The sequence below is a fragment of the Dysgonomonas sp. BGC7 genome (assembly GCF_001261735.1).
Lineage (GTDB): Bacteria > Bacteroidota > Bacteroidia > Bacteroidales > Dysgonomonadaceae > Dysgonomonas.
Map to the genome: position 1 here is coordinate 66990 of NZ_CVRP01000004.1, position 16002 is coordinate 82991.

The 16002-nt window shown below is 38.2% G+C and carries 7 protein-coding genes; all 7 read left to right on the top strand.

Going from position 1 to position 16002, the window contains the following annotated elements; translation table 11 throughout:
* The first annotated feature begins 218 nt into the window (after positions 1–218).
* Complete coding sequence (locus BGC7_RS02915) at positions 219–4319, top strand: hybrid sensor histidine kinase/response regulator transcription factor (protein ID WP_050700073.1); 4101 nt, start codon at positions 219–221, stop codon at positions 4317–4319.
* Positions 4320–4442: 123 nt separating this feature from the next.
* Positions 4443–5693, top strand: a complete 1251-nt coding sequence (locus BGC7_RS02920) for a glycoside hydrolase family protein (RefSeq protein WP_082206438.1) — start codon at positions 4443–4445, stop codon at positions 5691–5693.
* An 18-nt stretch (positions 5694–5711) separates the two neighbouring features.
* Positions 5712–8180: a glycoside hydrolase family 2 protein gene (locus BGC7_RS02925; RefSeq protein WP_050700074.1), complete on the top strand. Its 2469-nt coding sequence runs from the start codon at positions 5712–5714 to the stop codon at positions 8178–8180.
* Between the two features lie 6 nt (positions 8181–8186).
* Positions 8187–9356, top strand: coding sequence for an alginate lyase family protein (locus BGC7_RS02930; RefSeq protein WP_050700075.1), 1170 nt, complete (start codon positions 8187–8189; stop codon positions 9354–9356).
* Between the two features lie 106 nt (positions 9357–9462).
* Positions 9463–12744 carry a SusC/RagA family TonB-linked outer membrane protein gene (locus tag BGC7_RS02935; RefSeq protein WP_050700076.1) on the top strand — a complete coding sequence of 1094 codons (3282 nt, stop codon included), beginning with the start codon at positions 9463–9465 and terminating at the stop codon, positions 12742–12744.
* Positions 12745–12761: 17 nt separating this feature from the next.
* On the top strand, positions 12762–14237 hold the full coding sequence (locus tag BGC7_RS02940) for a RagB/SusD family nutrient uptake outer membrane protein (RefSeq protein WP_050700077.1): 1476 nt from the start codon (positions 12762–12764) through the stop codon (positions 14235–14237).
* Positions 14238–14498: 261 nt separating this feature from the next.
* Positions 14499–15950 (top strand): IPT/TIG domain-containing protein, encoded by a 1452-nt coding sequence (locus BGC7_RS02945; RefSeq protein WP_082206443.1) that lies wholly within the window; start codon positions 14499–14501, stop codon positions 15948–15950.
* Positions 15951–16002: the final 52 nt, after the last annotated feature.

Sequence of the window (16002 nt, forward strand, 5' to 3'; positions counted from 1 at the left end):
TAATTTTTTTTGATGGTAATTCAAAATGGAAACGAAACGTAAAATTACTATATTTACGCTCTATTACAGCAATTACAGATTATCGTCAGAACAGAATATAAGACAATGAGATAGTGAGTATTTTATCATCACTATACAGTTTACTTTACTAAAAAAAGGCACGAAAACAACCGAAATCTGAGAAACCTTCAATCTTGATAAATACGATGAGCTAGACCATGAAACGCTATATAATTATTATTTTTCTCCTTTCAGTTCAAATTCTGACTTATTCTCAGGATCGTTATTATTTTTCCAAGCTTTCGCTCGAAGATGGATTATCACAAATCACTGTCACATCTATATATCAGGACAAGAAAGGATTCATGTGGTTTGGTACCCGAAATGGACTCAACAGATATGACGGGTACAATTTTGAAGTATATACAAACAATCCTGAGAATAATACAAGCATAAGCAACAATCATGTTTTTTGTATAACAGAAGATGCGGAGGGCAATCTTTGGGTAGGAACAAACAATGGACTGAATAAACTGAATACAGCAAAGAACACTTTTACCCGGTACTTACACAATCCTCAAAATTCGAATACTATATCAGGCAATATGATTGTTTCTATTTATTGCGATACAAAAAACAGATTGTGGGTAGGAACAAGCAACGGATTAAACCTATACGATCGGGAAAAAGACTCGTTCACCAACTACAATATAGATCAGCTACTCAACAATAATCCGATTAACACCATCGTAGGAAAAGATGAAACTTTATATTTGGGAACTGTAACAGAAGGTCTTATTTTATTCAATAGTGATACAAAGAAATACACGACTTATAAGAATCAGGATGGAAACCCTCTAAGCATCACGAGTAACGATATAAGAAGTGTCTTTATAGACAATGATGAGAGTCTCTGGATAGGAACTCACCATAATGGTATAAATTTATTAAAAAAAGGAGCAACTCAATTCTTACATTACAATCAGAAAAATGAACTGACAAACGACTTCATACGCTGTATAAATCAATCGCCCGAAGGTAATATTTTGATCGGAACATTCAATGGGCTAAACATAATAGATCCTAAATCCGGCAAGATAGAACAGTATAAAACCTATGATATACAAAAAGGTAACCTAAGCCATTATTCGATATATAGTATATACTTCGACAAAGCACACACCCTTTGGATAGGAACGTATGCCGGAGGTGTTAACTACTCCAGCCCTTATGGTCAGAAATTCAGATTTCACGATCCTATGACCGAATTAAGGACTGTTCTCGGGATTATTGGTCCGATTATAGAAACAGAAAATAGTCTTTTCATTGCTTCGGAGGGAGGAGGATTGCTTGAAATGGAGAAACAAAGTGGAACTTTTAAGCAATACAAACTATTCGACGACAGAGAAAGTGTATATGTACGCAATATTGTCAAATGCCTTTATCGGGATGAAAACAGGATACTTTGTGGAACAAACCTTGGCACTATCTATAGTTTCGATCTGAAGACTCATAAATTCAGTCTCATTCACGACTTTAAGACAGGTAATAGTATATACCAGATAGGTAGAGCAATGAGTGGCGATCTATTTGTTGCTGGTGTTAATCAGATAGGCTTAACTTTAATATCTCAAAATGGGAATATAAGAAATAAGTTTCCGACAAATGAAAATCCTAATTTTTCGTTCTACAATGTTAGATGTGTGCTCGAAATAGAAAAGAACGTATTCTTGCTGGGAACCCGTAACGATGGTCTGTTCTACTACGACATGAACAAGAAAGAGCTGACCAGATACAAAAGTAACTTATCGGATACCCGTGGGAAAAGCTTACCGGAAAACTACATTAGTTCTATATTCAAAGATAGTATGGGACAGATATGGATAGGTACATTCGGAGGAGGATTCTGTCTCTTCGACCCATCAACGGGCACATTCAGAATATTTAATAAAAAGAATGGGCTATTAGATAATAATGTATGCGCCATAGTAGAAGACAACAACAGACATTTGTGGATAAGTACCATATCCGGAATATCAGACTTCAATATACAAAATCAAGAAATCACAAATTATACTCACTCTAGCGGGATCAATATTAATGAGTTCACCCCGCATGCAGGTAGTCGCTTAGCTGACAACAGAATAGTATTTAGCGGAAACAACGGATTCGTCTCTTTCAATCCTCGTAAGATGTATGTAAACCCATATATACCACCTCTTGTTTTAGAAAATTTATATATAAATAATAATAAGATCAACCCCGGCGATAACACAAAAATATTGTCAAAGCAACTAAACACCCAAGATCAAATCGAACTCAGATACGATGAATCTAACATCGCAATAGAATATAGTGCTCTCAACTATATTTTTGCAAACAGGAATCAATATGCCTACATACTCGAAGGCTTCGACAAAGAATGGAACTATGTAGGCATACGCCGAATAGCATACTATACGAATATCCCGCCGGGCGAGTATCGTTTTTTGGTCAAAGGATCGAATAACGATGGTGTATGGAACAACGATCCTGTTTCTATAAAAATCACAATTCTGCCTCCTTTCTGGAAAACATGGTGGGCATACACTATCTATGCTTTACTTATTGTGGCCGTATCCGCACTTATTTTCAGATATTACAACGAACGCAAGAGGTTGGAAAACGACATCAAATTAAAACAGGCTAAAGCCGATGCTCAAGAAGAATTTCATCAGGCACGCAACAAGCTATTTACAAACTTCTCGCACGAATTAAGAACACCCTTAACTCTTATTATGAGCCCATTAGGAGACATGATAGAGAAAGGTGCAGATTTACCAGAAAGAATACAGGAAAAACATCGGATGATGTACAGTAACACATTGCGTATGCTCAGACTTGTAAACAATCTGATGGACTTTCAGAAAAAAGAGAGCGGCACAATGAAGCTAAATACTAAGGTAGAAGATTTTATACAATTTTCGGAAGAAATGCTATCACTGTTCCGAGAATTGGCTGAATCCAGAAACATTGCTTTATCATTTACGCATGCACCTAAAAATCTAGAACTGGCTTTTGATAAAAACCTGATGGAAAAAGTGTATTTTAATTTTCTATCTAATGCTTTCAAAAACGTTCCCGATAGAGGTGCTATCGAGGTAAGTATAAACAGGCTTTCGCTATCAGACCTTAAGAAAGATTTTTCTCCTAGAATATTATTCAACGATAACAGCATTTCATATTTAATATTAGAGATCAGAGATTCGGGAGTTGGCATTCCAAAAGACCAATTAGAGGATATATTTACTCCATTCCATCAAGTAGCACAGAACAAACACTCTAGCTCGGGCACAGGTCTGGGGTTAAGCCTCAGCAAGTCGATAATAGAAATGCACAACGGTACAGTATGGGCAGAGATGCCCGAAACAGGAGGCGCTATTTTCAGATGTATTATACCAATCAATGAAAAAGAAAATATTGAAAGTATAGATTTAGAATCTAACAATCTCGTTCAAACACCTCAATTACACAAAGTAGATACACCCCGTAAACAAAGTGCAAGTGATAGCCTTTCTGTAAAAAAACATACTCTACTAATAGTAGAAGACAATGAAGAAGTAAAAAATTACATTACAGAACATCTGTCTTATTCATATAATATTATTACAGCCGCAAATGGAGAAGAAGGCATAGAACAAGCGCAAAGTATTTTACCCGATCTCATCATCACAGATCTTATGATGCCCAAAATGGATGGAATGGAAATGTGTTCTATCATCAAAAGAGATATACATACCAGTCATATACCTATCATAATGCTCACTGCTCGTGCTATGTCCTCCGACATACAGGAAGGCTACGAATACGGAGCCGATGATTATATAACCAAGCCTTTTAATACTTCTCTATTGTTGGCCAGAGTAGAAAATCTCATCAAAACAAGAGAAAACTTAAAAGAGGTTTATGGAAAGAAATTTACCCCTGAAACACTAGGCGTTAAAGTGAACTCTGTTGATGAACTATTTATTCAGAAACTCTATAAAGTACTCGAAGAAAATATATCCAACCCCGAATTTAACCTCGACAACTTCAGCAAAGAAGCAAGTATGAGCCGAGCCAGTCTTTACCGCAAAATTAAAGCTATAACCGACCTGTCGCCTAACGAACTCCTGCGGAATTTCAGACTTGAAATGGGAGCTAAATTATTACGTGAAGCTAAGCTTCCCGTATCGGAAGTATATGTATCGGTAGGTTTCAACAGTATTGCTTATTTCTCTACATGTTTCAAAAACCATTTTGGAGTTACTCCAAGTGATTATCAATCACATAAACAGTAATCACCAGAATATACAATCAGACAAAAGATTCAATTTTAGAAAGATTTGATTCAATTTTAAAACCCGAATTAAGTAATAATCTTCATTTTTGTAGCTAGTAGAATATCAAATAATTTAATAGCTATGAGAAAACACTTATTCCTTTACCTGTTCATTTTCCCTTTAATTTTTTCTTGCAAAAGTCAAGCTCAAAATGACAATATTATCAATTCGGACTTTGCTTTTGCCGACAAACAGCTTACCTATGCCATATCGGAAATAGAAAAGGCTATTGCAAATGAACCCGTAAATGAAAAAGAAAGGAGAGAAAAGCGTAAACAAGGGCCGCTAGTTTCGCCACGCTCCATAGACGAAAACGGCAACCTCATAATGGTTACTTCTCGAGACTGGACGAGTGGATTCTTTCCGGGAGAACTTTGGTATATGTACGAATATACTCAAGATGAGAAATGGAAAACTCTAGCACAAGAATTCACAGTACCTATCGAACAAGAAAAGACAAACGGCATAACCCACGATATGGGCTTTAAAGTATATTGCAGCTTTGGCAACGGCTACCGGCTCACCAAAGACGAACAATACAAAGACGTTTTGCTCCAATCTGCATACACACTTATTACACGATACAAACCCAATGCTAAAATTATACGCTCGTGGGATCATAATAAAGACAAATGGCAAAGCCCTGTGATTATAGACAATATGATGAATCTCGAACTATTATTCTGGGCTTTCAAAGAAAGTAAAGATTCGTTGTTCTACAATATAGCTGTGAATCATGCAACCACAACTATGAAAAATCATTTTCGTGATGATTACAGCTCTTATCATGTTGTAGATTATGACACTATAACAGGCAATGTACTAGCCAAACATACGCATCAGGGTTATTCTCACCAATCGGCATGGGCACGTGGGCAGGCATGGGCTGTATATGGCTATACAATGTGTTACAGAGAAACAGGCAAATCTGAGTTTTTGGAGCAGGCAAAACATGTAGCTAACTATATCTTTACACATCCGAATCTGCCACAAGACCTCATTCCGTATTGGGACTACGATGCTCCTGAAATACCAAACGAGCCGAGAGATGTATCCGCTGCGACTGTTACGGCATCGGCATTATACGAATTGAGCCTGTACGACAAAGAAAACTCCGGCAAGTATCTGAATTGGGCAAACACAATTATAGACAATCTTTCAAATAACTATCTGGCAAAGGAAGGCAACGACAGAGGCTTTCTGTTATTACATAGCACCGGCTCTAAACCCGGCAAGTTTGAAGTAGATAAACCTCTTTCTTATGCAGACTATTATTTTTTAGAAGCTTTGCTTAGAAAGCAAAAGCTGGAACAATCAAAACCTTTATTTTAAGCGACAATACAATAAGACATGATACAAAGAATATTTTTATCTATTTTTTCCTTCTTATGCATTACCATCTCGGGTTATGCTCAGATAAATTACCAGAATACAGAAAGGCTCAACGACGATTGGTTATTTCTACGTGAAGATATCGGCAACATATGGGAGGCCGTTCGTCCGGCAGCAAAAGGGTCATCGGAAGAAGTTCCCATCTGGACAAAAGTCACTCTGCCGCATTGCTTCAATGCAGAAGACGCTGTCGATCCTGATGTTAATTATTACCAAGGCCCGGGCTGGTACAAAAAAATGCTTTCTGTAAACAACCCTTATACCGATGGACGTACAATACTTCATTTCGAAGGAGCAGGGCAAAAAACAGAGGTGTATATTTATACGGAGAAAGTTGGTAGTCATATAGGAGGATATGACGAGTGGTCGGTAGATATAACCGATGCAGTAAACAGGTTTTTACATTCAGATGAGGCAAAACGTTTCGGAGGAAAAATTCCGTTAAGTGTCCGATGCGACAATAGTAGAGATGCAGAAATGATCCCTTCCGACTTGTCAGATTTCAATGTCTACGGAGGTCTTTACAGATACCTCAATCTAGTGTATACACCTGCACTGTCTTTCAGCCACATTCAGACAAATACTTCGGTAGACGAAAAAGGGAAGGAAGGTAAACTTATTATAAACACCGGGTTTACAAACTATACTAATACTTCTTCTGCAAGCCTAGATATTAAAATATACGATAGCCAGGGCAAAACTATAAAGGATGAAAACATCAGCCTAAACAATTTAGAGAATCAAGATATATTAACTTTAAATATACCTAAACCACAGTTATGGTCGCCTAAGCAACCGAACCTCTACTCTTGCGAACTGATATTGACTTCTCATTCGGGACAAACAACAATAAAAGAATTATTCGGGTTTCGCCATTTCGAATTTAAGGAGAAAGGTCCTTTCTTCCTCAATGGTGAACGCCTGTTGCTCAGAGGCACGCACCGTCACGAAGATCACGCAGGGGTAGCAGCTGCAATGACCGAAGATCAGATAGTGAAAGAGATGCAGATGATGAAAGCTATGGGTGTCAACTTCATACGCTTAGGACACTATCAACAATCACGTATCGTACTCGAACAGTGCGACAGATTAGGTATATTGGTATGGGAAGAAATCCCTTGGTGTCGAGGAGGTCTCGGTGGAGACAGCTATAAAGAGCAAGCTCGCCGAATGCTTACAAATATGATAACACAACATCGCAATCACCCATCTGTGATTCTTTGGGGGCTAGGAAATGAAAATGACTGGCCAAACGACTTCCCTGAATTTGACAAAGATAAAATAAGGGAATTTATGAGTGAACTACACAATATGTCGCACCGCTTAGACGACAGTCGGAAAACAGCAATTCGCCGTTGCGATTTTTGTAAAGATATAGTAGATGTATATTCTCCGTCTATATGGGCAGGGTGGTACAGAGGCATGTACACAGATTACAAGCGGGTATCATACAGCGAAATGCAAAAGACAAATCACTTCTTACATGTGGAATGGGGCGGAGACAATCACGCCCGACGCTATGCCGAAGATCCATACATCGGACTCGATAAAATAGAAACAGGAAAAGATGCCGATGAGAGAGCCGGTGACGCTTCCTTGTATGGAGGCACAGCAAGAGCCTCAAAAGATGGAGATTGGAGTGAGTCATATATATGTGACCTTATAGACTGGCATCTGAAAGAGCAAGAAACAATGTCTTGGCTCACAGGTGCAGCATACTGGCCTTTCAAAGATTTTTCAACGCCTGTTCGTCCCGAAAACCCTGTACCATACGTCAACCAAAAAGGTGTAGTAGAGCGCGACCTTACACCAAAAGAGTCTTATTATATTTTTCAGTCTTACTGGACAGAAAAGCCGATGATCCATATATATGGCCATACATGGCCTATACGTTGGGGTAAAACTAACGAAACAAAAATGCTTAAAGTGTATTCTAACTGTGATCAGGTAGAGCTTCTTCTTAATGGAAAAAGTCTGGGTATAAAAAAACGAAACTCACAGGACTTTCCTGCTGCCGGACTGCGTTGGGAAACAAGTTTCGTGGATGGTGAAAACACTATCAGAGCAATAGGGCAAAAAGGAAAAGTAAAGACAGAAGACGAAATCAGTTTCTATTATGAAACCCGTACCTTCGGCAAACCCACCTCTATACATGTCGGTATAATTGAGGAAAACGAAGAATCGGTATGGATCGAAGCCGAATTAAAAGACGTGAACAATATTACCAGTCTCGATGCAAAAGACTATATATACTTCGAATCTTCAGGTGATGGAAAACTTATTAAAAACAGAGGTACTTCCACGGGATCGAGTAAAGTACAAGCTTATAACGGAAAAGCAAGAATAAAGTTACTGAAGAACAATGGAGAAACAGTGATTGCTGTAAAATCACCGGGACTCAAAACTTCATTTATCACAGTAAAATAAAATACAATGACTCGATTTTTTGGTTATTATATGGTTTTAAGTATGCTTTGTGTATTGTATTCGTGCAATACACAGGCTAACCTTAAAACAGAAGCAGAAAAAGTATTGCATAGCGTAATTCAAGAAAATGCAGAATGGGCTATGCAACAAGAACCCCTGACAATTACCGATTTTGTTTGCGAACGTAGTAGCGGAGGCATACACGATTTTTACTCGGAAGGAGATTACTGGTGGCCTGATCCTCTCAATCCGGACGGAGCATATATAAGGAAAGACGGAGAAACAAACCCTGATAATTTTGTAGAGCATCGGCTAGCTATGATACGATTCAGCAAAGTGATAGGCTCATTAGCTTCGGCATACATTACAACAAAAGATGAAAAATATGTGGATCATGCATTTCGCCACGTTAGTGCATGGTTTATAGACTCCACCTCTATGATGAACCCCAACCTCATGTACGCACAGGCAATCAAAGGGATTACCAAAGGCAGAGGCATCGGTATAATAGATACAATACACCTGATGGAAGTTGCGCAGGGCATTGCATGTATGCAAAATGCCTCCAATGTGGACAAAGAAAATCTTGCTAACATAAAAAAATGGTTTGCAGACTATATACAGTGGCTTACCTCCAGCACCAATGGAATAGAGGAAATGAATGCAAAAAACAATCATGGTACATGTTGGGTTATGCAAGTGGCAGCATTTGCCAAACTAACAGGAAATGATGATGTACTCGACTTCTGCCGTCTACGATACAAGAATGTATTATTGCAAGAGCAAATGGCTGACGACGGCAGTTTTCCAAAAGAACTATCCAGAACCAAACCTTACGGATATGCACTGTTCAACACCGATGCCATGGCTACTATTTGTCAAATATTGTCCGACAAAGAAAACAATCTATGGAGCTATACAACAGAAAGTAATCTAAACATCCGGAAGGCAGTAGACTTTATGTACCCATATATAAAAGATAAGTCGGCATGGATATATCCGCAAGATGTGATGTATTGGAGCGACTGGCCTGTAGCTCAACCATCACTTATATTTGCAGCATGCGCCTACAACAATAAGAATTATTTCGATTTGTGGAAAAACTTACCACATAGTACCGACATTCAGGAAGTGGAGAGGAACCTACCTATCCGAAATCCTCTCATTTGGATGTGATTTGAATTAAAATCTAAAATAAATGATTCAATTTAGAAAATGCAAAGAGCTATAGAATCATACATTTGAGCCTATTATAAGAAACCATGAAAAATAATTTTATACTATGAACAATTCTAATTTAAAAACACGAATATTACTTCTTCTCGGATTAGTAATATTTAATTTATCCTGTTTGTTAGCGGCTCCAAATGGCACGCAGCAGGAAAAAAATATAATGGGAACCGTCACCGACGACAAAGGAGAACCTCTACCCGGAGTCTCTGTTGTAATAAAAGGAACTACAAAAGGAACTATGACCGATTTGGATGGAAACTATACAATCTCTGTACCGAATACCAAAACAATCTTACAATTTTCTTTTCTCGGATTTATACCTCAGTCGGTAGAAGTTGGAACAAACTCAAAGATTGATGTCAAACTGGTAGAAGACATACAAAATCTTGATGAAGTTGTAGTTGTAGGGTATGGAGTACAAAAGAAATCTCATCTTACAGGTTCTATCTCGAAATTAAACGGAGAAGGTCTGGCAAATATGCCTGTTACTCGTGTCGATCAAGCTCTACAAGGAAAAATAGCGGGAGTAAATATTCAGAATACGACATCGGAAACGGGGGTTGCTCCGCAAATACGCGTACGTGGTATGGGTTCGTTGAGTGTCGGTGGAGAACCTCTGGTTGTAGTAGACGGATATCCGGTAGCTGATGGATTGTCGTTTGTGGAAGCAGCCGATATAGAATCTATCGAGGTACTCAAAGATGCTGCATCTTCTGCCATTTATGGTTCCAGAGGAGCTAATGGTGTGATAATGATAACTACAAAAACAGGAAATATTGCAAAACCCAAATATACATTCAATATGTATCATGGATTCAAGAACGCTTATAAGTTACATCCTAACATAAATTATTCAGACTATATCGGCTTACTTTTCGAAGAAGCTGCTCTACGTCAACAAGACCCGAGTGTATCCGAATCAGGTTGGAACAAAATTACAGATCAGGAACGTGCCGAATATATTATCAATACACAAAGAAATGCTTATACAAGAGATCCTAACGATCCAAATAAGATTATCTGGCTCAATCAGGAAGAAAATACAGATTGGCAAAAAGAGGCAATACGGGATAATGCCTACATGAGCAATTATCAGCTAAGTGTATCGGGCGGAACAAAAGAAGTAAGATACTACCTTTCGGGCAATTACAATACTGACGAAGGAATGATGTATCACAACAAATACGACAAGCTCAGTGTTCGTGCCAAAATAGATGCACAGCTAAACAAAAAAGTGAAAGTAGGAGTAAATATTAGTCCTACATACAGCAAACGGGAAAGACCTTCTAACAACTATACAGACTTTTATCGCTTTCGTTCGTGGCTTCCGGCCAAACATAATGAGGGAACAGCCTTACTTACCGGCCAGCCTGTAGGATCATGGGCACATTCCCGCCACTTCAGCGGTCTAGCGTATGAGGGAACGATGCCTGACGGTTCGTATTGGGAATCCAGTGGAAGCTTAGACCCTTGGTCTTCACAAAATAACAATCCTAAATCTATTATGGAAGGAGATACACGCAAAACTCATCAATACCGTGTGATGACAAATGCATACCTAACATATCAGATAATGAAAGGTCTGGAATTTAAAACATCAGACGGGGTTTACATTAATTATACAAAAGATAACGCATATCTATCTGCCGGAGCAAAAAAGGATGGAGAACCTAGTCAGGGTACATTCAAATCATCATTCACAACAGATATACTGTCCGAAAATACTCTTAATTATAATACAACTATCAATAAAGATCATTCTATATCGACACTGATAGGATTCACGTACCAAAGAACCAATAAAGAGTTCTCTCAAATATTAGGTTCCAATTATCCGACCGATGATATAGAAACTCTTAATTACGCTTCAATTATAGATGCACAAAATACATATACATATAAAGTAGCTGAGGCTTTGGTTTCTTATCTGGGAAGAATAAATTACGCATATAAAGATAAATACCTTGTATCGGCAAGTCTACGTACCGATGGAAGTTCCCGATTTGCTCCCGGCAATAGATGGAGCTGGTTTCCTTCCATTTCCGTTGGCTGGCGTGCAGAAGAAGAGGCGTTTATGAAACCGATTAACTGGCTAAGTACACTCAAGTTGAAAGCATCTTACGGACTTACCGGAAATAACAATCTGCCTACAAATACTAACGGATCGAACAGAGTTTCCAGTTATGCCTATTCCAATACATTCTTCCCTGCTTCATATTCTTTTGGCAATGCAGGAACTATAACTCCCGGATTAGCTGTAAGTAGTTACACCTTAGGAAACAAAGACCTTACTTGGGAGCGGACAAATGAGTACAATGCAGGATTAGATTTCGGTATATTCAAAAACAGGATATTACTAGGATTAGAGTATTATTACTCAATAACAGATCGCTTGCTACTCAAACAAGGGGCAATGTCTTTCACCGGATATAATGAATTTTGGAACAATGCCGGAAAAGTAAGAAACCGAGGATTGGAAATAGAGCTTACGACAGTAAATATTGTTAATAAAGATCTGGAATGGAAGACATCCATCAACTTTTCATCGAATAGGAATAAGCTTCTATCTCTAGGAGGCCCAGCTCATCAATACAACTATGGCGAGCGAAATGAAGTGTATGCTGCAATAGTAGGACAGCAGGCTATACAATATTATGGATACAAAACAGACGGAGTATGGCTTTCGGACGATCAAATAGCCGAAGCAAAGAAAAATACAGACTATAAAGTTACAACTGCAGCCGGTGGACTCAAGATAGTAGATACAAACAATGATGGAATAGTAGATGCCAACGACCGTGTAGTTATAGGCTCACCTTTTCCTGATTTCACATGGGGCATAACAAATACAGTTTCATATAAAGGATTCGATTTTTCCGTATTGATACAAGGAGTACAAGGCCTTGACATCATCAATGGCGATCAGTATTACAACGATTTTCTGAAAATGAACAAGAAGTTCCTGACCAACAGGTGGGTGTCTCCAATGTTTCCTGGAGATGGAAAAACACCATATTACACAAATGGAATGCAAAGAATACTGACCGACTATGTTGTAGAAGACGGATCATACATCTCTTTTCGCGATATTCAACTAGGGTACAGATTGCCAGCCAACTTTGTAAAGAAGTCATTAAAATTACAAAGTGTGCGTGTATACTCAGGTATTCAAAATCTACTCTATATTATGGCAAGTGGCTATAAAGGAATCAATCCCGAGTCGCGTTATAATAGCGCAAGCCCTTATGATTCTCCTCTGGTAGATGGTTATCAACGTGGAGGATACCCTTTGCAACGGACATTCACTATAGGTCTCGATTTAACTTTCTAACAAAAAAACACTCGATTATGAAAAATATAATATATAGTCTTTGCATCATACTATCAGCTTCGTTCTTTTCATGTGACGAAACTTTAGATATACGATCCGAATCGGAAATAACATCTCCTGACAAAGAGCTGACTACCGAGGCACAGGTTCGTGCCGCACTTGTAGGATGCTACAATGGCATGCAAAAACCGATGGAAACAGAATGGATGCTGACCGAACTAAGAAGTGACAATGCAGTACAAGGTGTACCAACCAGTACTAATTCTGTAAACCTGGAGTTTAACGAACTGGACATGTTTACCCTACTGCCTACTCACCCAAGAGTTTACGATTACTGGATAGATTCTTACAGTAATATAGGTCGCACAAACACTGTGTTAGCTTGTATATCTGTAATAAAAGATGAGAATGAAAGAAAATCAATCGAAGCCCAATGCCGTTTCATCAGAGCATATCATTACTTCAATCTGGTAAGACTATTTGGCCCTCTGTTTATTACGACAGAAAATATATCTCCCGACCAAGCAAAATTGAAAGACCGCTCACCTGTCGAAGATGTATATAGCCTTATAATATCCGATCTCAACTCTGCTAATTCTACAGCTTTACCAGAAAAATGGGATGACACAAATCTGGGACGTGCAAGCCGTTTGGCAGCAAAAACTATGCTGGCAAAAGTATATCTTACTATCGGACAACCGCATAACGCCCTACCCCTGCTCACTGAAATAAAATTAAGCACAAAACATCGCTTATTACCATACGCTGAAGTATTTTCTATCAAGAACGAAATGAATGATGAAATCATCTTTGCCATCAGGTACAAATCGGGAGGATATGGCTTAGGTTCACCTTTTGCCAATCGTTTTGCTCCAACATCGAGCGGAAGTACAATAATAAATGGAGATGGCAGTGGATGGAACTTCCCTTCATACGATTTTATGAGCTATGCTTACGAGCCAAATGACGCTAGACGAGAAGTTACCGTTAGCACTTTCGGTACAGGTACATGGGTAAAAAACTATGTGAAGAAATATATATCTCCGGTATCTATAACATTCGATGCCGAAAACGACTGGCCTATACTTCGTTACTCGGATGTACTATTAATGCTTGCGGAAATTCTTAATGAAAAAGAAGGACATGCTGCTGCTCTGCCTCTTGTCAACGAAGTACGCAGTGTTCATGGTAACCTGCCAGCTCTTTCTATGATAAACAATCAGGACGATTGCCGTCTGGCAATAGAAAAGGAAAGACGCGTAGAGTTTGCTTTCGAAAATCAGCGTTTCTTTGATCTTGTACGTACCAAAAGAGCTGTAGATGTACTCAACAATCAGTTTTACACTACAGACAAAGCATTCTATACCAGATATAAAGAAACAGCTCCTAAGCCGGGAGAGGTAGTAAAAGAGTGGCAACTATTATTACCTATTCCTCAACGGGAAATAGACACTAATAACAAAGTAGTGATAACTCAAAATTATGGTTATTAATACTAATCAATAGCTGAAACTTTATCTATATAAAGCCCAACCTCCCCGAAAGGAAGACTCAGGCTAGGTCAAGAGCTTTGAATAATTAGAATTGAAAAACGGATGAAGAATGTACTAGTTTGTCAGCTTTTAGTTAAAATAGCATTTCAGACAAAATCAACCATTGATTCAGATAACGCAATATTATTCAATTATAATAGCTGGCTTTTATAGAGAATACGAAAATAATAAATAGGTCTGTGACCTTAAAAAGAAAGAAATATGAAAAAATACATCAATTATTTATATATTGTCTCATCACTATTATTGATAACTTTATCTTACGGTTGCGATGAAAGTAGCCAGATGGATACAAACGATATTAAAGGAAGCGTTGTGGAACCTGCTGTGACCTCATTTTATCCATCGTCGGGAGTAGCAGGGACAGAGGTTATGATTACCGGAGAAAATTTCTCATCGGTAGAATCAGTATATGTGGGCAATCAGCAGGTAAAAATAAAAAACAGAATATCAAATACTCAAATATTAATAGAAATAACCTCCAACGCAGTAAATGGAAAAATAAAGGTAAAAAATACTAAAGGGGAATCTGAAAGTAACAGCAACTTCACTATAAAAGTAAATGTTCCTGTCATCGGAAGCTTTACATCAGCAGAAGCAGGGAAATTCACTATTGGTGAAATCATAAAATTAGAAGGAGAAAATCTAAAATCGGTTACTAACATACTCGTTGGCGATATAGCTGCAAAGAAAATATTTACTTCTGATACTGAGATAAAGTTTACTGTCCCTCAACTCACTCCGGGTATTTCTACAACAGTAAAACTCCAATACCTGAACGGAGAGAATACAGAGAATATAGAAAGTAACGAAAATTTTACAATTTTACGTCCTCTTACCAGTCCTACAGTAACGTCTTGTCCAGCCAATGCCCTATTCGGCACTTCGACAACACTGGAAGGAACAAATATGGATGTAGTAAATCATGCTATCTTTGCAGGGAATGTGATAAACTTTACATCTCAGTCAGAAAGTGAAATCCAACTTACTATCCCTAGAAATTTCGGAGTAAATACAACCGGAGATTTGATCCTTGTATACAATGCCACAGAACAAATGGTAGCCAAGAAAGATTTTGAAGTAACAGTCCCTGTTATAGCAAATACAATCAATTTCTATTATGGACTAACGCTTGGGGCAGAAAAGACATCAGCATCCCCTGCGCAGCATTTCTTTAATCCCGAAAGTGGATCTATGTATTCAGCATGTCAGTATGAAGCGATAAAAGCAAATATATACTTCTTCATAACCAGCTATTCTACCGGATCCACTATCCAGCTGAACAATCCGAATAATACAGCTACTCAGACTTCCCGATTCGCATGTGATGGAACATCTCTTACCGGGGAAAAACTTCCTACAATCGTAAAGTTCAAGAAGCTTAATATAGGATCAAGCTCTGAAAAAGTTTTCTATGACAAAGTGATTAACAGAACATTAGAAGAGATAAACCCATCTTTGATTAGCATAACCGCCGGAACCAGTACTCCGAGAGCCGGAACAGACTTCAATGTGGGAGATGTCTTATTATTCCAGAAATTTAATGGAACTACTATTGTCAAAGTTGGTTTTATAGAAATTACAGGTATAGATCTGAATAGTGCCAGCTTGGGCGAATCAACAATTACATTCAACTGTTTCTTTCAAAAATAAATAAAAAGAGAGTTGCAATCAGAATATAGATTGCGACTCTCTTAAATAAAAA